The sequence below is a fragment of the Novosphingobium sp. AP12 genome, assembly GCF_000281975.1.
Lineage (GTDB): Bacteria > Pseudomonadota > Alphaproteobacteria > Sphingomonadales > Sphingomonadaceae > Novosphingobium.
In genome coordinates this window covers 36063-58745 of record NZ_AKKE01000024.1, presented here as the reverse complement: position 1 = coordinate 58745, position 22683 = coordinate 36063, and the positions used below count along the sequence as shown (strand labels likewise).

Here is a 22683-nt window from a genome sequence, read left to right as displayed (position 1 = left end):
GCCAGCCGTATCGGCAGCTTCATCCGCGACTGGAGCTTCTTCCGCCGCCGCTTCAGCCCAGGCATGGACAGGGCAGGTCGCTGCAAGCAGCGCCAGGACGGAGACGCCCGTGGACTTCACTAATCGAGCTCTCGTGATCACAATAACCCCCCATTCGTCTGTGACGCACCCACCAAGGATGCGCGCGTTGCCACCGCCCTTCTTTTCGGAAACCCTCTCCACGCTGCTTGGCCTGTTCAGGCCCGGCTGGAGGCATGTCCGGCCGTTTGGCCGCACTTGCCGTCCCGTGCTGCGGCGAGCCTGTGTCCCCGCCGCAGCCTCGCCTGCACGCTTATCCCTGAACATTGTTTTATTTTTCGAATCGCATGGTTATTTACAATGCGCTTCTAATGCTAATGTGAACTTGCATTTTTTATGGAGCAAGGAGGAAATTACGTTCCTGCCTTGCGCCGCACCGTCAGCTTCGGCGAATCCGGGCGGGACGCAAGCGTCAAGTGGCCGCGTGCGCTCGCGATCAAATGGCGGGGCATCATACGCAAAGAAACCTCCACACCACCGGCTGAAGGGCAACCTCCAAGACATCAGCCCGTTGGGCTTTCCGGCAGACGCGCCAGCGCAGGCCACAGGTTTGCCCACGGCCGTGCTTGTTCGTAAGCCGCGGCCGCCGCGAGCACCGTCGCGTCGGCAAGATGGCGGCCAACGATCTGAAGGCCGACCGGCAACCCCGTCGAAGTGAAACCCGCCGGCACGCTCGCCGCCGGCTGGCCTGTCCAGTTGAACGGATAAGTGAACGGCGAGGCGTTTGCCTGCTCGACCGGGATGCCGGCGATCGAGGCCGGGTTGAAGTGCTCCAACGGGAACGGCAGCGAGGATACCGTGGGCGTCAGCAGCAGGTCGTAATCCTGCATGAAGCGGCCCAGGGTATTGCAAACCGCCTGCCGGGCCATCGCGGCATCGGTGAATTCCTCCGCCGTCCATTGCCGATCTAGCATCATCAGCAGTCCCGGGAGATGGATAAGGCCATCGTCCGCCAGCGCCCGCATCCCGCGCAGGTCGGAATCGCGCATGATGATCGTCAGGAAAAGGTCGAACATATCTTGGAGCGGCGGTGTATCCTCCACCACTTCGCAGCCGAGGTCGTCGGCGAAGACGCGCGCCGCTGCCGCTGTGAGAGCGCGGATCTCCGGCTCTACGGTAGAGAATCCGAAGTCCGGAGTGTAAGCGATACGCAGCCTGCCGATCGGGGCGCGCGGCGCGGCAAGCCAGTCGACATCGCCGGCGGGCAGCGAGTGCCAGTCGCGTGCATCCGGGCCCGCGATCACGGACATCAGCAGCGCAGCGTCCTCCACCGTGCGCGTCAGTGGACCGAGATGTTCGACGCTTTCCCAGCTACTTACGCCCGGATGACGCGGGTCGCGGCACCCAGGATACGCCGGCACGCGGCCGAACGAGGGCTTGAGTCCGAACAAGCCGCAGAAGCTCGCCGGGCCGCGGATCGAGCCGCCGCCGTCGCTGCCGATCGTCAGCGAGCCCATGCCGCTTGCCACCGCCGCGGCGCTTCCGGCGCTCGACCCGCCGGAAGTCATCGCCGGGTCCCAAGGGTTTGATGTAGTAGGAAAAACCTCGTTCTTGCCCGCCCCGGCATAGCCGAATTCGGGCGTATTGGTCTTGCCGATAACGATTGCACCGGCGGCCCGGACACGCTCGACGCAGACGTCATCTTGGTCCGACATGAACCCGACATAGGCGCGCGATCCACTGACCGTGGGCATGTCTGCCGTGCAGATAAGATCTTTGATCGAGATCGGCACCCCGTGCAGCGGTCCGAGAGCATCGCCGCGCATGACGGCAGCCTCCGCTTCGCGCGCGGCAGCGCGGGCCGGATCGGCGGCGAGAAAGCAGAATGCGTGCAGGACGGGCTCAAGCGCCTCGACGCGGGCGAGCACTGCGTCCATGACCTCGACGGGCGACACCTCGCCCTCGCGGATCAGTTGGGCCTGCCGCGTGGCGGGCAGCAAGGACAGGTCTGTAGAGGGATCGGTTGTCACGCCTGCCATGTCGAAGTTCCCCGGTTTTTGGTCGCGCACAACCTAGCCCGCGCATGCATTAAAACGCAATGAACTATACCGTGCTATTTATTCCCAAAGAAATTGCATCTGACGCCCGGCCCGCACCCCCGGCTTCGCGCACGGCAGGTGCCTCGCATGCCCGTTTGCCAACTTGTCGTCCCGCGCCCTGTCTTCGTTGCCTGTCGTTCGCGCATTGCCGCGGGATGCCCAGTATGGAAACATGGCTTGAGGGTCGCTCCTCGATGACGGGAAAAGAGCATGATTTGAAAACAAATTGCATTATACAATGCTATTTGCCTTGCATATCGTCTATGCCGGCTTAGTGTGCACTCACAAGCGGCGGCGAATCCACGCGGCAAGGCCGGGAATACGGCCAATCGACAGATCGGAAAGCAGACCGCAGCGTGGTGAGGTGCCACGCCCGGGATGCAACAAAAACACAAAATAATCGACGGGAGCGGATCTCAACAGGTTACAGGGAGATCCACATGCAATCCAAGATCCTCACCGGCCGCCCGGCGCGGCTCGCCATGGCGACGTCGCTTCTGGCAATCGCCGCCACGGCCATGCCTGCGTTCGCCGCCGAGGCTGAAGCGGATGCGGCCGATGCCGCCGGCAGCGCGCAGCTTGGCGACATTATCGTCACCGGCGAGAAGCGCGACACGCGCCTGCAGGACATTCCCATCGCCATCACCGCGATCGATTCCTCGGTGCTGCGCCAGCGCAATACCACCCGGATCGACGATCTCGACGGCTATGTGCCCGGCCTCAGCATCGCGCGCAACCAGGGCGCAGAGCGCGTGGTGACGATCCGCGGCATCGGCTACGAGACCAGCTCGAACCCCAATTCGCAGCCGGGTGTCGCCTTCCACATCAACGGCGTCTACGTCGCGCACACCATGTCGCTGGGGCAGGACCTCATCGACGTCGACCGCATCGAAATCCTGCGCGGCCCCCAAGGCACCGTCTTCGGCGAGACGTCGACCGGCGGCGCGATCAACGTCATCACCAGGAAGCCCGTGATCGGCGATTCCAGCGGCAATGCCTCGGCGTCCTACGGCAACTACAACTACGTCAAGGTCGATGGCGCGGTGAACGTGCCACTCGGCCCGACGCTGGCGGCGCGCTTCGCCGGACAGTACCTGCGCCATGACGGCTACGGCTACTCGGTCAGCGTCCCCAACATCGACAAGTACGATCTCGAGGACGAAGACAACCTCGCCGGCCGCGCCTCGCTGCTGTGGCAGCCGACGTCCACTTTCAGCGCCCTGCTCGAAGGTTCGGCCTTCCACGCCAAGCACGCCGGCGCGGTGCAAAAGCTCATCACCGACACCACGCCGGGCAAGCGCCACGTCGACCAGGACTTCCCGGCGATGTACGAACTCGACACGCGGATGATCTCGCTCACCCTGGCCCAGGAACTGAGCGATACGATGGTCCTGAAGTCTGTCAGCGCTTACCAGTACATGAACAAGAACCAGCAGTCGGAATCCGACCGTACATCGAACCCTGATATCTTCGACCACCTCGTTCGCTGGCACGACAAGAGCAAGACCTTCACCGAGGAACTGACGCTTAGCTCGCAGAACACCTCCAGCCTCGAATGGACCGTGGGCGGCTTCTACCTGCGCCAGCGGGCGCTGCAGGACATTCTCGAGCTGTCCGCGCCCGGCATTGCCGCCGTGGTGCTGCCCGACGGCACCGGCGTCAAGTTCCAGACCGACAGCCCCTACCAGCACACTTCGTGGGCGGCCTATGGCCAGGTGATCTTCCACGCGACCGATGCGCTCGCGATCACGGCGGGCCTGCGCTACAGCTGGGACAAGGTCTCGGCCCAGCCCTACCAGTTCTTCAACGTCGTGCCTCCGCGCTCGACGACGAGCGACGCGGTGACCGGCAAGCTGAGCGCCGAATACAAGCTGACGCCCAGCAACTCGGTCTACGTGACCGGCTCCACCGGCTACAAGCCGACCGGCGTCAGCTTCGTCTCGGCAGAGGCGTTCGTTCCCGGCAGCTTTTCGTCCGGCCCGCAGTACGTGCCGCAGAGCTTCAAGAAGGAGACGGTCAAGGCGCTGGAAATCGGCTCCAAGAACGAGTTCTTCGACAAGCGCGTGCGCCTCAACGTCGCGGGCTACTACTACTGGTACAAGAACTTCCAGTTCACCGCCGAGGACCCGGTGCCCTTCGCCGGCGGCACCGACAACATCCCCAAGGCGGAAGTCTGGGGCGCCGAGGCCGAGGGTAGCTTCGCCGTCTCGCCGTCCCTGCGTTTCGACGGCACGTTCTCATGGGGCAAGGGCAAGTTCACGTCGGACTTCCTGACGATCGACGCGCAGACTGCCGCGCAGGTCCGCGCCTCCACCTTCGCCGCGCTCGGCTATCCGGCGAGCTACTACTACGACGCGCGCATCGAGCAGGCGGTGGACGACGCGCGCGAGAACGTGAACGGCAAGCGCCTGCCCAAGATGCCCACCACGCAGGCCAGCCTCGCCGCCACCTACACCGCCTTCTTGCCAGACGCCGAACTCGCGGTGCGCGGCGAGGTCGCCTATCGCGGCAGCTACAACTACCGCGTCTTCGCCGACAGCTTCCTCGACAAGGTGCCGGAGTACACCATCTTCAACGCCTCGATCAGCTACACGCCCGAGGACAAGCCCTGGCGCCTCGCTCTGCGGGCCCAGAACATCACCAACAAGGCCGGCATCGCCTCGCGCTTCTCCGACCCCTACGGCTCGGGCACGACCAGCGTCGAATACATCCCGCCGCGGCAGGTCATGGGCTCGCTTTCGGTCGACTTCTGATGCGGATGGCGGACCCTGCATTTGCCGGGTCCGCTTTTCGTTGAAACCCTGAACTGCCTGGCCCGTTGCTCCTATCGACAGCAACGAGGGGAATCCGTGTTGGAAATCGTCGATCTGGCCGCAGCGGTCCGCCGCATGGGCGCATCACTGTGCGCGCCGTTGCTGGTCCTGGCGCTGGCCGCCAACGCGCCGCCGTCCCCGGCCGACCAGTTCGGCGCACTCTTCGCCGCCGTGCAGGAGGGCCGCGTCTTCGAGGACGGCAAGACTTTCGCCGACGCCGTCCCGAAGCGCGCGCCCGACGCCATCATGGCGGAGTACGAGGCGAAGCCACCGACCTCTCCCACCGACCTGCGCGCTTTCGTGCTCGACAATTTTACGGTGCCCGGCGTCAACGACAAGGCCCTGCCGCCGCTGCGCGAACACATCCGCGCGCTGTGGCCGCAGCTCGCGCGCGAGGGGGTCACGCCGCCGCCGGGAAGCTCGGCCATCGCGCTGGCGGCGCCCTACGTGGTCCCCGGCGGACGCTTCCGCGAAATCTACTACTGGGATTCCTACTTCACGATGCTCGGGCTCGCCGCCGATGGGCGCGACGATCTCGTCGAGGGGATGATCGACGACTTCGCCAGCCTGATCGAGCGCTACGGCCACATCCCCAACGGCACGCGCACGTATTATCTCAGCCGCTCGCAGCCACCGTTCTTCGCCCTGATGCTCAATCTGTCCAAAGAGACGGACGGTACGATCCGCGCCCGGCGCCTCGCCGCCCTGCGGCAGGAGCATGCCTACTGGATGGCGGGTCAAGCCTGCGCCGCGGCGTCGAAGCCCTGCCAGCGCGTGGCGCTCATGCCGGACGGCAGCGTGCTCAACCGCTACTGGGACGAGCGCGACACCCCGCGCGACGAATCCTACGCCGAGGACCGCGAGACGGCCGCCAAGGCCGCCACGCGCCCCGCGCCGCAGGTCTACCGCGACCTGCGCGCCGCCGCCGAAAGCGGCTGGGACTTCAGCTCCCGCTGGCTGGCAAACCCGCAGGACCTGTCCACCATACGCACGGGCGAGGTGATCCCGGTCGATCTCAACGCGCTGATGTGGGCGATGGAGAAGCGCATCGAACAGGGCTGCAAACAGGCCGGAGACCAGCCCTGCACACGTGAATTCTCGCGCCGGGCCGCATCTCGCAAGGCTGCAGTCCAGCGCTACCTGTGGCGCGGTAGCGAGCAGCGCTTCGCCGACTGGCTTCTCAGCGAAAGCAAGCCCAGCGACGTTCGTTCGAGCGCGACGCTGTTTCCGCTGTTCGTCAGCATGGCCTCCTCCGCGCAGGCCAATGCCGTCGCGCAAACAACGCGGCGTACGCTGGTCGCCGAGGGCGGGCTGCGGACGACCACTCTGCGCACCGGCCAGCAGTGGGATGCGCCCAACGGCTGGGCGCCCCTGCAATGGGTCGCGATCGACGGGCTGCGGCGGTACGGGCAGGATGGGCTGGCCAAGGACCTCGCCGCGCGCTGGCTCGGTACGGTGAACTGCACGTACCTCGAAACCGGCAAGATGCTGGAGAAATACGACGTCGAGGAGCGCCGCGCGGGCGGCGGCGGCGAGTACCCGCTGCAGGACGGCTTCGGCTGGACCAACGGCGTGGCCGCCGCCCTGCTCGATCGCTATCCCGCCCTTGTTCCGGGGCAGACCCTGCGGACCTGCTCGCCAGCACGGTGAGCCCCGCGGCCGACGTCAACCCGCCTTGCGCGCGGCGCCGGCAGCGCCCTTGGGCTTGCCCGAACTCGCGCGCTTGGCTGCAGGCTTGGCTGGTACGGCGCGCTCGCGCAGTTCGGCCTGACGGTCGCCCTGCAGCACCCGCATCACCGAAATCGAGCGGGCGCCTTGTTCATAAAGTCCGCAGATTCGCCACATCGTCTTGATCGCGGCGGACAGTTCCTGCTCGCCCTGGAACGTGGCGCCGAGCGTGCTGAGCAGCACGTCCTTGCGCACCTTGGCATAGCGGTCGGTCAGATCCATGCCGCGCGCGGTGACGCGGTAGGTGGTCTGCCGCAGCGGACCGTCGCCCTTCTCGATCAGCCCGGCCTTCTCCAGCTTGCGCAGCGCATAGAGAATGTTCGAACTGTCGTCGCGATTGAGATAGCGGCCGATGTCCGCCGCGCTCTTCGGCTCCTCGTTCATGCGGATGAGCTGGAGCACCGACACGTCCGGCTGGGCGAGGAACTCGCCGCTGACGAACTCGTGCACGGACGACGACCACCGGGCAAAGGCTTCGGAAATGTGATGGAGCGCGAATTCGAACTCATGGAACTCGGCTTCGGCCTCGTCCTGGGAAAGATGCGACTGGAGCAACAGGTTGCGCTCGTCCTCGTGGTTGCCGACGGCCATCTTGCCCCTTCCTACTGCATTGTGCATTGCAAAATCGATTGAAAAACGCTTTTTGCTTTAGTCTCATGCCGACGACAGTTCAATGACCGTTCAGAATTTTTCCGCAATACTCGGCAACGCCGAAAGCAATCGATCGGGACACAAGCGCAGAAACGGTTAACCGGCGGTACATCTTGTGCTTGGTATCGTTTACATCTAATGTGCCGTAAATGGCGTCGCTTCGATGCGGAACCAAGCACCGATTTGCCAGCCGCTACGGCGCTGAGCCCTTCTCGGGTCGCAACGCAGAAGGACGAGCCCCGGGAGTTTCGAAACTCCCGGGGTTTCAATTTTTACCGCCGGCTAAGGTCAGGCGATGCCCATGCTCCGGAAGTCGGGCAGGGCCCCGTCATCGTCGCCAGCGAAATCGTCGAAGGCATGTTCGGTTACGCGGATGATGTGCTGGTCGATGAACGGCGCGCCTTCAGCCGCGCCCTGTTCCGGATGCTTGAGCGCGCACTCCCATTCCAGCACCGCCCAGCCCGCGAAATCGTATTGCGCCATCTTCGAGAAGATGCCGGTGAAATCCACCTGCCCATCGCCGAGCGAACGGAACCGGCCCGGCCGCTCAGCCCAGCCGAGATAGCCCCCGTACACGCCCGCGCGCGGCGAAATGCGGAATTCGGCGTCCTTGACGTGGAAGCACTTCACCCGCTCATGATAGATGTCGAGAAAGCCCAGGTAGTCGAGATGCTGTAGCACGAAGTGGCTGGGATCGTAGAGAATATTGGCGCGCGCGTGGTTCCCCGTCGCCGCCAGGAAGCGTTCGAAAGTAACGCCGTCGTGAAGGTCTTCGCCGGGGTGCAGTTCAAAACCGACATCGACGCCAGCTTCGTCGAAATGGTCGAGGATCGGCTGCCAGCGGCGCGCGAGTTCGGCGAAGGCTTCCTCCACCAGCTGCGCCGGGCGCTGCGGCCAGGCATAGAAATAGGGCCATGCCAGCGCGCCGGAAAAGGTGGCGTGAGTGGTCAGCCCCAGCCGGGCGCTGGCGCGCGCCGCGAGTTCCAGCTGCCCCACAGACCACTGCTGGCGCGCCGCCGGGTTGCCGTGGACTTCGGCGGGCGCGAAGGCGTCGAAGGCGGCGTCGTAGGCGGGGTGCACGGCCACGAGCTGACCCTGCAGATGCGTCGAAAGTTCAGTCAGCGAAAGACCGTGCCGCGCCAGCGTACCCAGCACTTCCTCGCAGTAATTCTGGCTTTCGGCGGCTGTCTCCAGATCGAACAGGCGCTTGTCCCAGCTGGGGATCTGCACGCCCTTGTAACCGAGGCCGGAAACCCAGCCGGCAATCGAGTCCAGCGAATTGAAGGGCGCTTCATCGCCCACGAACTGGGCAAGGAAGATGCCCGGACCCTTGATCGTCTTCATCTGCACAACCCTTTCTCTTATAACGTAAAATCGACCCAGCCGCTCTCGCTCCGGCTGGCGGCGACGGCGGTGGCGACAAGCGCCATGCCGCGCAGGCCGTCCTCGATACCGGGCACCAGCGAGCCGTCCTCACCGCGCAGATCGCCTGCGAAATCGCGGTAGAGGTTGGCGAGCGCCTCGAGCAGGCCCTCGGGATGGCCGCCGGGGAGCCGGGTGCCGCGCATGGCTACACTCGAAAGGCCCGGATCGCCGGCGCGAATGACTTCCATGCCGCCATCGCCGCGCAGCCATTCGAGGCGGTTCGGGTTTTCCTGGCTCCAGCGCAGTCCGCCGGTCTCGCCATAGATGCGAATCGCGAGGTCGTTGCCCTCCCCGGTCATGACCTGGGACGCCGTTAACAAGCCCCTGGCCCCACCTTGGAAGCGCAGGAACATCTGGCAGTCGTCGTCGAGAGCGCGGCCCGGGACGACGGTGCCCAGATCCGCGTTGATGCGGCTGACGCGCAGGCCGGTGACGAACTCGGCAAGGTGGAAGGCGTGCACGCCAATGTCGGCGATGCAGCCGCCCTCACCCGAGCGGGCGGGGTCGAGCCGCCATTCGGCCTGCTTGCCCTCGCCTGCTCCGGCGAGCCAGCCCTGGTTGTATTCGACCACGACCTTGCGGACCGCGCCGATCGTTCCGGCGGCGATCCGCTCGCGCATTTCACGCACCAACGGGTAGCCGGAGTACGTGTAGGTCAGGCCGTAGGGCACCGGGTTCGCTTCGAGCGCGGCGGCCAGTTCCCGCGCTTCGGCGAGAGTGGCAGTCATCGGCTTGTCGCTCATCACCGCGATGCCGGCCGCGATGGCGGCGCGGGCGGCGGGGAGGTGGTGGAAGTTGGGCGTGGCGATGGTGACGAACTGGATGCCGTCCGCGCGCAGGGCCTCGGCCTCCAGCATGACCTCGATCGAAGGATAAGCGCGGGCCGGGTCGATCCCGTAGCTGCGGCCCGCTTCGGCACTGCGCCCCGCGTCGCGGCTGAAAGCGCCTGCGACAAGCGCGATCTCGCCGTCCAGCTCGGCGGCGATTCGGTGGACGGGGCCGATGAACGAGCCCGCCCCCCCGCCAACGAGGCCCATGCGGATACGGTCTGCCATGGCTTCCTTCCTCTCGTGCGTTGCTTATGAAAACGATACCACCCAATCTTTACCCGCAATCCCGTGACTTGCGCAAGCCTGCACCCAAGGCACCTTGACAAGGTGCGACGATTGAGGCTTTTTTCAAAAAGAAAAGGTTTACATTGGCGGTCTACGGTCACAACCGACCCCGTCTCCAAGCAGGAAATTCATCAAATGCTGTCGTTCGGTGTCGATCTCATCACATTCTTCCACCCCGGTTTCTGGGGGATGGCGAATGAGCAGGAGGTCGTCGACTATGGCAACGCCGAGCCGCGCGCCTTCTGGGACCGGATGCTGGACACGCTGGAACAGAGCGGCGTCACAGGCGTCGAACTGACCTTCGATCCCTTCGGCGCCGGCGGCCTGATCGCCGCTTACGGCTCGCACGAGGCGGCCGGGGCCGAACTTGAGCGGCGCGGCCTGGCCATCGCCAGCGGCTTCTTCGCGGATATCGCCATCGAAGGCGGCGTGGGCGAGCCGGAAACCGAGGCACGCTGGCTCGCCAAGGGCGAGGAATATGCCCGCGCCCTCGCCGGATGGGGCGCCGAGGTCATGGTCATCGGCCTGCCCATGCGCACCAGCTGGGACGCCGAGCCGCCGGTCTTCGTCGACCTCGACTTCACCAAGCAGGCCGCCGACTTCGCCAACCGCCTTGGCGCCGTCACACTGCGCCACGGCGTGCGCCTCGCGCTCCACACCGAGGCGCACTCGACGTTCTGCCAGCCGCGCGACATCGATCTGCTGCTGTTGCTGACCGATCCGGTCTACGTCGGCTTCTGCCCCGACAGCGCGCATATCCTGCTCTCGGGCGGCGACCCGGCCGCGATCGCGGCGCGCCATGCCGAGCGTGTGGTCATCGCCCACTGGAAGGACGCGACAGGTCCGATGCCGATCCAGATACCCATCGACGAGAGCATTCATCACGCGCATCGTGCCTACTTCTGCGCCCTCGGCGACGGCCAGGTGGACTTCGACGCCTGGGCCTCGGTGATAGCCTCAAAGACCACGCAGAAGTGGGCCATCCTGGAAATCGACGCCGTGCCCGATCCGCTCACCGAAACTCGCAAGTCGCTCGCCTTCGCCCGCGACGTTCTGGCCCGCATCGGCGTCCCTGCATGAGCGGCGGAGCGAACGGCGGCCTGCTTAGCTGGCGGGAGAAGCTCAGCTACGCGCTGGGCAACTTCGGCATCAACCTGCCGTTCGGCATGACCAATGCCTACCTGCTGTACTTCTACACCGATATCTACGGCGTCAGCGCGGGCACCGTCGCGTCGCTGTTCCTGATCGCCCGCTGCGTCGATGCGGTGTTCGACCCGATGATGGGCCTGCTGATCGACCGGACCGACACGCGCTGGGGCAAGCACCGCCCGTTCCTGCTCTGGCTGGCACTGCCTTTCGCGCTCTGCGGAGCGATCGTGTTCTGGGCGCCGCCGCTGGACGGCTGGGCGAAGATCGCCTTCATCTTCGGCAGCTATACGCTGATGGGCATCCTCTATTCGGCGGTCAGCCTGCCGCTGAACTCGATGCTGCCCACGCTCACCCGCGACCCGCGCCAGCGCAACACCGTCAACGCCCTGCGCGAAGTGATCGGCTCGTCCGCGACGGTGGGCATCGGCTACGCCGCGCTGCCGCTCATCAAGGCGTTCAGCAATGGCGACGAGGCGCACGGCTTCCTCGTGCTCGCCGCGATCACCGGCGTCATCACGCTGGTCTGCATGCTGAACGCTTTCGCCAACACGCGCGAACGTGTGGAGGTGGACGCCAGTGTAGCGAAACTGACCACCGCGCAGTCGCTCAAGGCCACCCGGGGCAACTGGCCTTGGATCGCGACGATGCTGGTCAACTTCTTCTTCTGGATCGGCTTCACCGGCCACATCCAGTCCTTCGTCTACTTCGCGGGTCAGGTGCTGGGAGACGCCGAGTTCACCTCCACGCTGATGCTGACGATGCTGGCCGTGCTGGTCGGCACCGGCTTTGCGGGCATTTGCGCGAACGCCATCGGCAAGCGCACGACCGGCGCGATCGGCGCCGCCATCGCCGCGATTTTCACCGCGATCATGCCGCTGTCGAACGACCATGCCTGGCTGATCGCCACCAATGTCGTCGCCTACATGGGACAGGGCCTGATCGGGGGCCTGCTGTTCTCGCTGATGGCGGACGCAGTGGACTACGGCGCATGGCGCTCGGGCTACCGGGCGCAGGGCTTCCTGTTCGCCGCCTCCAGCTTCGGCGTGAAGCTGGGCATGAGCGTGGGCGGCGCTGCGGGGGCCTGGTTCCTGAGCCTCGCCGCCTACGACGCCAAGGCCGCCGCCACGCCCGCCGTCGTCACCGCCGTCATGGCGGGCCACGTATGGCTCCCTGCCGCGAGCTACGCCGCGATGGGCATCGCCTTGCTGCTGTTCCGTTTCCAGCCAGCTTACCATTCCCGCGAGATCGAGACCTAGGATGCGCACCCAGTTCGACTACATCATCGTCGGCGCCGGTTCCGCCGGCTGCGTCCTCGCCGACCGGCTGAGCGCGGACGGCTCCAAGCAGGTGCTCCTGCTCGAAGCGGGCGGCCGCAACGAGGAACTGATGGTCCGCATGCCGCGCGGCATGATCAAGATCTGGACCAAGCCGACGTGGTACTGGCCCTTCCCGGCCGAGCAGCAGGGGACACGCCCCGCCGGCGAGACCTGGTACTACGGCAAGGGCCTGGGCGGATCGAGCGCGGTCAACGGCACCTGGTACTTCCGGGGCCAGCCGCGCGACTTCGACGCGTGGGAAGCGCAGGGCAACAAGGGCTGGCACTGGGCCGAGATCGAACGCTGCTACCGTGAACTCGAGGACTATCGCGGCATGGGCTACCCCCAGCGCGGCCATGGCGGACCGCTTCAGGTGACCAACGTGCCGCAGGGCGACGCGGTGATGACCGGCGCCATCCTCGATGCCGCGCGCGAGGCAGGCATTCCCGTGCTCCCCGACGTCAACACGCCCGGGACGCAGGTCGCCGGACCGACGCAGCAGACGGTGGACGAGCGCGGTGTGCGCGTCACCGCTTACACCGCCTTCCTCAAGACCGCGCGCAGCCGCGCCAACCTGACGATCCACACCGGCGCGCTGGTCCGCCGTGTCACGTTCGATGGCACGCGGGCGACCGGCGTTCTCGTCGAGATCGGCGGGCACGAGTTGGCCTTCACCGCCCCGCGCACCATCCTGACGGCAGGCGTGCTCCAGACCCCCAAGCTGCTCCAGCTATCCGGCATCGGGCCCACCGAGGTGCTGGCGGACCACGGCATCGAGGTGGTCCACGCCAACCCCCACGTCGGGCGCCACATGAACGAGCACATGATGGTGTCGCTCTCGTGGCGGCTGCGGCAGCGGCGTGGGCTCAACCACCATTTCCGGGGCTGGCGCGCCTACATGCACGGGCTGCGCTACATCCTGGGCGGCAAGGGCCTGATGGCGACGCTGCTGCCCGAAGTCTCGGTGATGGCCTCGATCGAAGCCGATCCCGACTGGCCGGACCTGCAGATCGGCATCTCCCCCTACTCGATGGGCGCGTCCGAGGACGACAAGCCCGAGGCCGGGCGCGGTCTTCCCGAAGCCGTGCCGGGCATCACCGCCACCGCATTCTGCCTGCGCCCGAAAAGCCACGGCTACGTCGAGATCGCCTCGACCGACCCGGCCGCTCCGCCGCGCCTGGTGCCGCAGTGGTTCTCCGCCCCCGAAGACCGCGTGACCATCCAGCGCGCCATCCGCAAGGTGCGCGAGGTCATGGCCCAGCCCGCGCTCGCCCCCTACCTCGGCGAGGAGACCGTCCCCGGCCCGTCGGTGCAGAGCGACGAAGAAATCCAGCAGGCCGCGAACTGGATGATCTCCACCGGGCTCCACGGCACCGGCACGTGCCGCATGGGGCCTGACGGCGAAGGCGTCGTCGATGCCGGACTGCGGGTGCATGGCGTCTCCGGCCTCTACGTCGCGGACTGCTCGGCGATGCCCACGGGCATCTCGGGCAACACCAATGGGCCGGCCATGGCCTTCGCCTGGCGCGCGGCGGAGGTGATCGCGGCGGAATAAAGCCGGCCTTGCGCCAACGAAATGCCAACCTTGCAACAGCGGCGCTTGCCGCGAGGCGCTCGCAAATGTAACGTTTACATCACATGGCGAACATCAAGGACATTGCCCGGGTTGCGGGCGTTTCGGTAGCGACGGTATCGCGCGCGCTCAGCCAGCCCTCGCTGGTCCGGCCCGCCACTATCGAGCGGATCGAGGCGGCGATCGCCGACCTCAACTACGAGCCCAACCACCTCGCCGCCGGCCTGCGCCGGCAGCGCAGCGACAACGTGATCGTCGCGGTGCCGAGCATCTACAACCCGTTCACCTCCGCCTTCGTCGAGGGGATCGAGAACGTCGCGCGCGCCAACAAGATGCGCGTCCTCCTCGGCATCACCGAGGGCGATATCGACACGCTGAACAAATACGTCGCGATGATCGCGGGCAAGCAGGCGGACGGCATGATCCTGCTCGAGAAGAACCTGCCCGACATCGTCCGCAAGCCGCCGACCAAGAGCAAGATGCCGCCCCTCGTCGCGGCCTGCGAATATCCGCCCGACATCACCCTGCCCCGCGTGCGCACCGACAACCACGAGGCGAGCGCGCTGATCGTCGGCCACCTTGCCGAACTCGGCCACCAGCGCATCGCGGCGATCACCGGGCCGCTCGACCAGTTCATGTCGAAGGACCGCCTCTCCGGCTACAAGCTGGGCCTCCTGCGCGCCCGCCTGGAATTCGACGAGGCGCTGGTGGCCAACGGCGATTTCTCGCTGCAGTCGGGCTACGACGCGATGGTGCGCCTCATCGATGATGGCGCGGACTTCACCGCGGTCGCCTGCGCGAACGACGAGATGGCCCTGGGGGCCCTTAGCGCCCTCCAGCAGCGCGGTTTCAGCGTGCCCGACGAGATGTCCGTCGCCGGCTTCGATGACCTGCGGTTCGGCGCATTCGCAAGCCCGCCGCTCACCACCGTGCACATTCCAACCGTGGAACTGGGCGAGGCGGCGATGCGGCTTATGCTGGACTCGCTGCTCCAGCCGGAGGACCTCCAGCCCTCGCGCGAGGTCATCCTGCCGCACCGGCTGATCGTGCGCCAGTCCACCGCCGCCCCGCGTAAACGCAAGCGCAAGTAGCTCCGGTCAGGCGGCCAGCCGAGCCTCAACCTCGCGCGCCACGGCCAGCAAGCGGCGATCGCCGTAGCGCGGGGCGACCAGCGAGACGCCGATGGGCATGCCGCCTTCCCCGCGTGCCAGGGGCAGGTTGACGACGGGCGCGTGGAGCAGGGTCCAGGGCTGGTTGAAGCGCGGTTCTCCGGGCGAGCGGCCCAGCGGCGCGATGCCCGGTGCGCTGGGCGCCAGCACCGCGTCGAGACCCTCGATCGCCCGCTCGAACCCGACCCTCGCGGCCGCCGCGCGGTCGTGCGCTTCGCGCAGGCGGGCGTCGGGATAAGCCGCCAGAGCATCGACGCGCAGGTGAAAATCGGGGTGCAGCAGGTCCGGCCTGGAGCGCGCGAGGCTGAGGAAAGCGGCAGCGCCTTCGCGGAACAGGATCGCGCGGTGATCGTCGTTGAGGTGCCCGAATTCCGGGAGTTCGGCGATGTCGACAGTAACGATGCCCGCGCTTGCCATGGCGGCGGCGACGCCCTCGAAGGCCGCCTGGCCGCCCGGTGTCATCTCGTCCCACCAGGGGGTGCGGAACACGCCGATGCGCCGGGGTCCGGGGCCGAGCGGCTGGGCTTCGGCGAAGCCGTAGACCTCGCAGACGCGGTCGCACAGGTCGAGGTCTCGGCTATACCAGCCTACGGTGTCGAGGCTGTTGGCGTAAGTCTTCACCCCCTCGCGGCTGACGAGGCCCCAGGTGGGCTTGAAGCCGTGAATCCCGCAGAAACTGGCGGGCCTTATGGTCGATCCGCCGGTCTGCGTCGCGAGTGCGAGGGGTACGTGGCCGTCCGCTACGGCCGCCGCCGAACCTGCCGAGGAACCGCCCGGAGTACGCGAGAAGTCGTGCGGATTCGCGGTGGCGGCATTGCGGCCGGCGGCGGCGAATTCGGTGGTGTCCGTCTTGCCGATGATCACCGCTCCGGCGGCGCGCAGGGTCGCGACGCAGGGTGCGTCCTCGGCGGGGACGTGGCCCGAGTAGAGCGGCGAGTTGTGTGTCAGGGGCATTTTCGCGACGGAAATGACGTCCTTAACCCCGACACAGACGCCACCTAGGCGCACATTGACGCTACCTAGCCGGTCCTGAGCCGCCGCAGCTTCGAGCGCCCCGGCGTCGTCGACATGGAGCCACGCCCGCACGTCCGAATCCCGCTCACCGATACGCTGCAATGCAGCATGGACATTGGCGACGGCGGAGGCGTAAGCGGTCCCGGACATGAATCGGCAGTTCCCTTATCAAGGCGCAGGCGCTGTCCCCGCGCTTCTCGGTTGTGACTCCCCGCTTGGCTTGTGTAAAGCATTACATTATGCAGTGCGGCAATGAGCCAGCCCGCCAATCCCGCTGCCGCGCCTGACGCCGCCCCCTCGATCGCCGGCGCGCTGGCGACGACGACGACGATCCAGATCCTCTCGACCGTCACCGCCCTTGCACTCACCGGCATCGCGCCGCTGGTGGCGGGCGACTTCGGGCTGGAGCCGCATTACGTCGGCTACCAGATCAGCGTCATCTATGCCGCCGGGACCGTCGCCTCGGCCGTGGCGGGCACCCTGATCCAGCACCGCGGGCCGGTGCAGGTCGAGCAACTGGCGCTCGCCTGCTTCGGCATCGCGCTGCTGCTGCTGGCGGCGGCGAACCCTTGGGTCGCGCTGCTCGCCTCGGTCATCATCGGCATCGGCTACGGCGTGCAGAACCCGGCCTCGGCGCAGATCCTGGGCGCGGTGACGCCGCCGCACCGGCGCTCGCTGATCTTCTCGATCAAGCAGGCGGGCGTTCCCATCGGCGGTGTGCTGGCGAGCCTGCTGCTGCCCGCCATGAGCCCGGCGCTCGGCTGGAAGCTGGCGCTGGCCGTAGTCGCGGTGCCCTGCTTCGCGATGATCAGCGTGCTGGCCCTCAAGGGCGGGCCGACGCGCCCCGAACGCCCGGCCACCATCGCGCTATGGCCCAATTTCCTTTATGAACAGCGCCTCGTCTGGGGCAGCGCGCCGCTGCGTGCGCTGGCGCTCATCGGTTTCCTGTATTCGTCGCTCCAGCTTTCCCTGTCCGCCTTCGCGGTCATCATGCTGGTCGACCACGGCTGGTCGCTGGTGCAGGCGGGCCTCGTCGCGGGCGCGGTGCAGGCCTGCGGCGCGCTCGGCCGTGTCTCGTGGGGAGGTCTTGGCGACCGCTTCGGCGGCTTTCAGGTCCTCGCGCTGATCGGCGCGGTGTCGATGGCCTGCATGATCGCGCTATGGCAGCTCGACGCGCTGCCGGTGGCCGTGCAGGTCGCGGTGCTCTGCGTGTTCGGCTTCTGCATGAGCGGATGGAACGGTGTCGTCATGGCCGAATGCACCCACCACTGCGCGCCCGAGGATGCTGGCCGGGTGATCGGCGGCGCGCTGGTCTACACCTTCATCGGCGTGATGATCGGCCCGGCCGCGATGGCGACGATCTACACCGCCTGCGGCGACTACGGGACGAGTTTCCTGCTGGTGAGCTGGATCGCCGGAGCCGGCGCGCTCACCGCCGCGCGCGGGGCGATGCGCCGGGACTGAGGTATCGAGGCCGGCCTGACGGTGGAACTCTCAGGACATCGCCAATGAAAAAAGCCGGCCGCGCGGGGGGAGCGCGGCCGGCCCAGTGTCATGACGGCCCGGAGGAGAGAGAGACTTGGGCCGTCAGGGTAGAGGGTTCAGGCGGTCGCCATGCGGTCCGCGCGGCAGGCCATGAGCGGCTGGACCTTCTGGCCGAAGTCCTCGAGACCCTGCTCGAAGTCGTCGAAGGTCAGCATGATGCCCTTGGTGCCCGGGATCGCGGCGGCTTCGTCGAGCAGCTTCGCGACGGTCTCGAACGAGCCGACGAAAGTGCCGATGTTGAGGTTCACGGCGCCTTCGGGAAGGTTGATGTGGCGCGCGGTCGAGTCCGCTCCGGCGCTGGTGTCGGCGCTGCCCTGGTCGCTCATCCACGCCAGCGCGTCGACGTCGGCACCCTCGCGGTAGCTTTCCCACTTGGCCGTGGCGGCCTCATCCGTTTCGGCGGCGATCACCATGCACAGGATGTAGGCGCCTACGTCGCGCCCGGTCTTTTCGGCCGCTTCGACCAGGGCTTCCACCTGCGAGCGGTGCTGGGTCGGCTTGTTGATGCCGCCCGCGGTGATGAAGTTGTAGTCGCCGTAGTTCGAGACGAACTCCATCCCGCGCGCGGACTGGCCGGCGCCGACGATCTCGATCCTGCCCTCGGGCCTGGGGAGGAGCTGGCAGTCCTCCATTTCGAAGTGCTTGCCCTTGAAGTCGGAGCGGCCCTCGCCCCACAGGTCCTTCATGACCTGCACGTATTCGCTGGCGTAGTCGTAGCGGTAGCCAAAGTAGGCGTCGCCCGGCCACATGCCCATCTGGTCGTACTCGCCCTTGGCCCAGCCGGTGACGATGTTGACGCCGAAGCGGCCCGGCGCGACGGAATCGATGGTGACCGCCATGCGCGCCACCATCGCGGGCGGCAGCGTCAGGATCGCGGTGGACGCGAACAGCTTGATCTTGCTGGTGACGGCGGCAAGCGCGCTCATCAGCGTGAAGCTTTCCAGGTTGTAGTCCCAGAACTCGGTCTTGCCTCCGAAACCGCGCAGCTTGATCATCGACAGGGCGAAATCGAAGCCATAGCCTTCGGCGGCCTGGACCAGCTTCTTGTTCATGGCGAAGCTGGGCTTGTACTGCGGCGCATTGGCGGAAATCAGCCAGCCGTTGTTGCCGATGGGAATGAACAGACCGATATCCATGGGCTTACTCCTGGGTGTTGGGATCAGGGGAGAGTCGAAGAACGGAAGGGTATGCGCGACAGCCACGGCGCCGCCTGTTCGTAGGCGAAGCCTGCCCGCAACAGGGATGGCTCGGCATTCGGCGGGCCGATCAGCTGGAGCGCGAGGGGCAGTCCGCGCGTGTCGAATCCCATCGGGGTGACGAGCGCGGGGAAGCCCAGCATCGAGATCGTGCGTGTCAGCGCGGAAAGCTCGGCCACCATCGCCTGCATCGCCGCGCCGCCGGTGGCACCGACTTCATCGGCCAGCGGCACCGGCATCCGCGCGGCGGGGGTTAGCAACAGGTCGACTTCGGCGAACGGCCCGGTGAGCATGTCGGACTGCGCCGACTTGCGGGCGCCGAGCGCGGCCAGGTACTGCGCGGGGGAGATGGCGGCGCCGGCCTTCAGGCGGTTGCGGACCTGCTCGCCGAAATCCTGCGGCCGCTCGGCAAGGTGGCGGGCGTGGAAGGCGGCGGCCTCGGGCGCCCAGATGCGGGCGGCAATCTCCGGGTAAGTGGAGTGGTCGGGGATGGCCACCTCGATTACCCGCGCGCCAATCTCGACGAAGACCTGCCGCGCGGCGGCGAAGGCGGCGGCGACTTCGCTATGGAGGTCCGCGGTGAAGTAGCTGGTGGGCACGCCGATGGTGAGCCCGGCGCAGTCCGGCGCGAGGTCGACCTCGTAGTCGCGGCCCGATGCGGTGAGCACGCTCATCAGCCGGGCGAGCGAGCGGCTCGACGTCGCCAGCGGCCCGGCGGTGTCGAGCGTGCCCGACAGCGGCATCATCGCTTCGTCGGGGAGCAGGCCGTTGGTCGGCTTGAGGCCCGCTACTCCGCAGAACGCGGCGGGCAGGCGCACCGATCCGCCGGTGTCCGACCCCAGCGCGCCCATCACGATCCGCGCACCGACTGCAGCGCCCGAGCCGGACGATGACCCGCCCGATATCGCCGCCTCGTCCCACGGATTGGCGCAGCGGCCGAGGTGCGCATTGTGCCCGGTCGGCCCCATCGCGAACTCGGCCATGTGGAGCCGCCCGATGGTGATCGCGCCCGCCGCCTCCAGCCGCGCGATGAGCGGCGAGGTCTCGGCCGGAACATGACCGCGCCAGATCAGCGATCCGGCTTCGGTCGGAATTCCGGCGCGGAAGAACATGTCCTTGTGGGCCAGCGGCACGCCGTGGAGCGGCCCGCGCAGGCGGCCCCGCGCGCGCTCCTGATCGCAGGCGCGGGCCTGGTCAAGCGCGGTATCGGGTTCAAGCGCGACGAAGGCGTTCAGGCCGCTCCATTCCCGCGCGCGGTCGAGGGCGGCAGTGACGGCGGCCTCGGCGCTCAGGGTGCCATCGGCGATAGCGTCGGCGAGTTCGACAAGGTCGTTCACGGCAGTCGGCCTCGCGTTCGGCATTGCCGGGGAAACGATGCCCCCGCCCCTCGCGCTTGCGCTCGCGGGGGGCGGGGTAACGGGCGGCGTGGCATCGGGAGGAGAGATCGATGCCACGCCGCCAGTCCTCAGAACGAGTAGGAGAGCCGCGCGCCGTAGGTCCGCGGCGCCGCGAACTGGACGAGGTAGCCGCCTGCGTAACCGGCCTCGGCATTGGCGGTCAGGATCGTGTTGTCCTCGATGTTGCGCACGTAGGCGGTGATCGAGAACGGCCCGTCGTCCGGCGTGTAGGTGATCTGCGCGTCGCTCTTCCAGTAGGCGCCCTGCTGCTCGGCGTCGGTGTTGAAGAACGTGAAGTAGGTCTTGGTCTGGTAGCGCGTCTGGACGCGCGGGGTCAGAGTGCCGCCCAGCAGGTGGAAATCGTGCTGGATGCCGCCCGAAAGCGTCCATTCCGGAGCCTGTGTCAGGCGATTGCCCGAAAGGTCCGAAGCGGCCGGGCAGGTTTCGGCGGTGATGGTGCAGAACTCGGAATACTTCGCGTCGAGCCACGCCACGTTGGCGTCGATGCGGGTATCGGGCGTGACCAGCCAAACGGTCTCAAGCTCCGCGCCCCAGACGCGTGCCTTGCCCGCGTTGAGCGTGTAGACGAGCGCGGTGGCCGGGTCTTCCTGCTGGGTCTGCAGGTCGGAGTAGTCGTAGTAGAAGCCGCTCAGGTTGACCTGCAGCGCGTTGTTCAGGAAGCGGTTCTTGGTGCCCACTTCGTAGGAGACGATGGTCTCCGGACCGAACGAGGAATTGGTGGTGTAGCCGCCCGCCTTGTAGCCTTTGTCGACCTTGGCATAGATCAGGCTGTCGGCGGTGGCCTGGTAGTTCAGCCCCGCATGCCAGGTGATCTGGTCGCCCGAGTAGTGGTTGTCGAGATCGGAATAGGTTCCGGCAATGATGTTGTAGCCGACCTGGTACTTGTTGTCCTTGGTGTAGCGCACGCCCGCTTCGACCTTGAGCTGATCGGTCAGGTCGTAGCCGACCTGCGCGAAGACGGCCTTGGACTTGCTACCCACGTCGTAGTCGAAGGTGTAGAAGTTGAACGGCACCGTCCCGGCATCGCCATGCACCTGGAAGAAGGTGTCGAGCGCGTCGGTTTCCTTGAAGAAGTAACCGCCGAGCTGCCAGGTGAAGCCGGTCTTGTTGTTCGAGCTGAGGCGCAGTTCGTAGTTCTGGTCCTTGACGTCCTCGTTCTGCTGGAAGCCGTAGTTGTAGGCGAGGCCGCCGTCCTGATCGTTGTCGCGGTTCAGCGTGGACTTCTGGAAGCCGCCGAAGAAGCTCAGCGTCGCGAAGTCCATATCGTAGGAGATCGCGCTGCGTACCGCCTTGGTGCGGATGCGGGTGTAGCCCTGGTTGTTGAGCGCGAAGGTCTTTTCCGAACCGATGTCGAGCGAACCGTCCGCCCGCACGTCCGAGTAGGGGATGCCCTTGATGACCGAGCCGACGCCGTCGACGCGCGTCATCTCGCCGGTCACGAGGATCGAGAGGCGGTCGGTGGGCGTCCACAGCGCATGAACGCGGCCGCCGGTCACGTTGCCGTCGTCGCCGTCCTTGAGGCCGGGGTTGTTGCGGTAGCCTTCGTGGGTCTTGCGGGTGCCGGCGACGCGGAAGCTGAGGGTGTCGCTGACGGGGATGGTCGCGCCCACATCGAGGTTGAGCGTGCCGTAGTTGCCGATCTCGGCGGCGGCATCGAGCTTCCAGTCGTCGGTCGGCTTGACCGAGGCGATGTTGACCGCGCCGGCGGTGGCGTTGCGGCCGTAAAGCGTGCCCTGCGGCCCGCGCAGCACTTCGATGCGGTCGATGTCGAACAGCGCCGCGTTGAGCGCGAAGGCGCGCTGCAGGTAGAAGTTGTCGACGCTGACGGCGACGGCCGGATCACCCGTTTCGGAGTAGTCCCGGCTGGACACGCCGCGGATGGTGATGAGGGTGTTGGCGTTGTTCTGCGCGATGTTGACGGTGGGCGCGATGTTGGCCAGCGCGTTGACGTCGGTCACGCCGCTCTTGGCCAGTTCCTCGCCGCTGGCGACCGTCATGGCGATGGGGGTGCTCTGGGCGTTGGACGTGCGCTTCTGCGCGGTCACGACGATATCGCCTAGGCCCTCTACCGGGCTTTCAGCGGCGGGGGCGTCCTGCGCAAGCGCGGGGTGGGCCAGAATGGCTGCTAGCGCGAAGGCGCTGGCGGTAAGGGAAAGGCGCTTGATCGTCATGAGAACCCCCTGTGGAAACGCTCTGAATGAGTGACGTTTTCATTACAATGATCGATTCACGGACAATTGCAAGCGGGTCATCGCGCGTGGCGCATACCGATTTTGCCATCACATTGATTACAGATGATATTTTCGCGGCCGAAATTTGAATATCGTTTTCATTCACAGCATTTCCGGGGCCGTTGGCGGTCTCATGAGTTAGGCGCGATGGCTCAGTCGATAGCCCAATCCAGCGCACGGCAATGTCCTGGTCCGATTCCCTTCAGGCAAGGCAGGGCATCCG

At 66.6% G+C, this 22683-nt stretch carries 16 protein-coding genes; 8 read left to right on the top strand and 8 right to left on the bottom strand.

Annotation, left to right across the window (positions count from 1 at the left end; genetic code table 11):
• Positions 1–581 precede the first annotated feature (581 nt).
• A complete protein-coding gene (locus PMI02_RS05125; protein WP_007679700.1) occupies positions 582–2057 on the bottom strand; it encodes an amidase in 1476 nt (491 codons plus the stop codon).
• Between the two features lie 500 nt (positions 2058–2557).
• On the opposite strand from PMI02_RS05125, the gene PMI02_RS05120 reads away from it, so the two are divergent.
• Both PMI02_RS05120 and treF read left to right on the top strand, forming a co-directional pair.
• The gene (locus PMI02_RS05120; RefSeq protein ID WP_007679698.1) at positions 2558–4870 is read left to right on the top strand and encodes a TonB-dependent receptor; all 2313 of its coding nucleotides are present in this window, start codon (positions 2558–2560) and stop codon (positions 4868–4870) included.
• A gap of 135 nt (positions 4871–5005) precedes the next feature.
• Positions 5006–6580, top strand: coding sequence for an alpha,alpha-trehalase TreF (gene treF, locus PMI02_RS05115; protein ID WP_052025436.1), 1575 nt, complete (start codon positions 5006–5008; stop codon positions 6578–6580).
• 15 nt (positions 6581–6595) lie between these two features.
• Here treF and PMI02_RS05110 read toward each other — a convergent pair whose 3' ends face one another.
• The 3 genes from PMI02_RS05110 to PMI02_RS05100 all read right to left on the bottom strand — a co-directional run bounded on the left by PMI02_RS05110 (position 6596) and on the right by PMI02_RS05100 (position 9789).
• Entirely contained in the window at positions 6596–7249 is a 654-nt protein-coding gene (locus PMI02_RS05110) for a winged helix DNA-binding protein (RefSeq protein WP_007679693.1), read from the bottom strand.
• Between the two features lie 348 nt (positions 7250–7597).
• A complete protein-coding gene (locus PMI02_RS05105) occupies positions 7598–8653 on the bottom strand; it encodes a sugar phosphate isomerase/epimerase (RefSeq protein WP_007679691.1) in 1056 nt (351 codons plus the stop codon).
• 17 nt (positions 8654–8670) lie between these two features.
• The gene (locus PMI02_RS05100) at positions 8671–9789 is read right to left on the bottom strand and encodes a Gfo/Idh/MocA family protein (protein WP_007679688.1); all 1119 of its coding nucleotides are present in this window, start codon (positions 9787–9789) and stop codon (positions 8671–8673) included.
• A gap of 195 nt (positions 9790–9984) precedes the next feature.
• Here PMI02_RS05100 and PMI02_RS05095 point away from each other — a divergent pair, with 195 nt between their 5' ends.
• The 4 genes from PMI02_RS05095 to PMI02_RS05080 all read left to right on the top strand — a co-directional run bounded on the left by PMI02_RS05095 (position 9985) and on the right by PMI02_RS05080 (position 14978).
• Positions 9985–10929, top strand: a complete 945-nt coding sequence (locus PMI02_RS05095; protein WP_007679685.1) for a sugar phosphate isomerase/epimerase — start codon at positions 9985–9987, stop codon at positions 10927–10929.
• Positions 10926–12254, top strand: a complete 1329-nt coding sequence (locus tag PMI02_RS05090) for an MFS transporter (protein ID WP_007679683.1) — start codon at positions 10926–10928, stop codon at positions 12252–12254. The genes PMI02_RS05095 and PMI02_RS05090 overlap by 4 nt, the downstream gene beginning before the upstream one ends.
• A 1-nt stretch (position 12255) precedes the next feature.
• Complete coding sequence (locus PMI02_RS05085) at positions 12256–13869, top strand: GMC family oxidoreductase (protein ID WP_007679681.1); 1614 nt, start codon at positions 12256–12258, stop codon at positions 13867–13869.
• 83 nt (positions 13870–13952) lie between these two features.
• Positions 13953–14978, top strand: a complete 1026-nt coding sequence (locus PMI02_RS05080) for a LacI family DNA-binding transcriptional regulator (protein ID WP_007679678.1) — start codon at positions 13953–13955, stop codon at positions 14976–14978.
• Between the two features lie 6 nt (positions 14979–14984).
• On the opposite strand, the gene PMI02_RS05075 is transcribed toward PMI02_RS05080, so the two are convergent.
• Complete coding sequence (locus PMI02_RS05075) at positions 14985–16220, bottom strand: amidase (protein WP_007679675.1); 1236 nt, start codon at positions 16218–16220, stop codon at positions 14985–14987.
• Between the two features lie 102 nt (positions 16221–16322).
• On the opposite strand from PMI02_RS05075, the gene PMI02_RS05070 reads away from it, so the two are divergent.
• A complete protein-coding gene (locus PMI02_RS05070; RefSeq protein WP_007679672.1) occupies positions 16323–17534 on the top strand; it encodes an MFS transporter in 1212 nt (403 codons plus the stop codon).
• 137 nt (positions 17535–17671) lie between these two features.
• Here the strand turns inward: PMI02_RS05070 and rutA are convergent, their stop codons facing one another.
• The 3 genes from rutA to PMI02_RS05055 form a co-directional block, all read right to left on the bottom strand.
• Complete coding sequence (gene rutA / locus PMI02_RS05065) at positions 17672–18751, bottom strand: pyrimidine utilization protein A (RefSeq protein WP_007679669.1); 1080 nt, start codon at positions 18749–18751, stop codon at positions 17672–17674.
• Between the two features lie 23 nt (positions 18752–18774).
• Complete coding sequence (locus PMI02_RS05060; RefSeq protein WP_007679666.1) at positions 18775–20148, bottom strand: amidase; 1374 nt, start codon at positions 20146–20148, stop codon at positions 18775–18777.
• A 128-nt stretch (positions 20149–20276) separates the two neighbouring features.
• Positions 20277–22400, bottom strand: coding sequence for a TonB-dependent receptor (locus tag PMI02_RS05055; RefSeq protein ID WP_007679663.1), 2124 nt, complete (start codon positions 22398–22400; stop codon positions 20277–20279).
• A 26-nt stretch (positions 22401–22426) separates the two neighbouring features.
• Between PMI02_RS05055 and PMI02_RS28150 the strand changes: the two genes are divergently transcribed.
• Positions 22427–22549: a hypothetical protein gene (locus PMI02_RS28150; RefSeq protein WP_255348705.1), complete on the top strand. Its 123-nt coding sequence runs from the start codon at positions 22427–22429 to the stop codon at positions 22547–22549.
• The last annotated feature ends 134 nt before the right edge of the window (positions 22550–22683 follow it).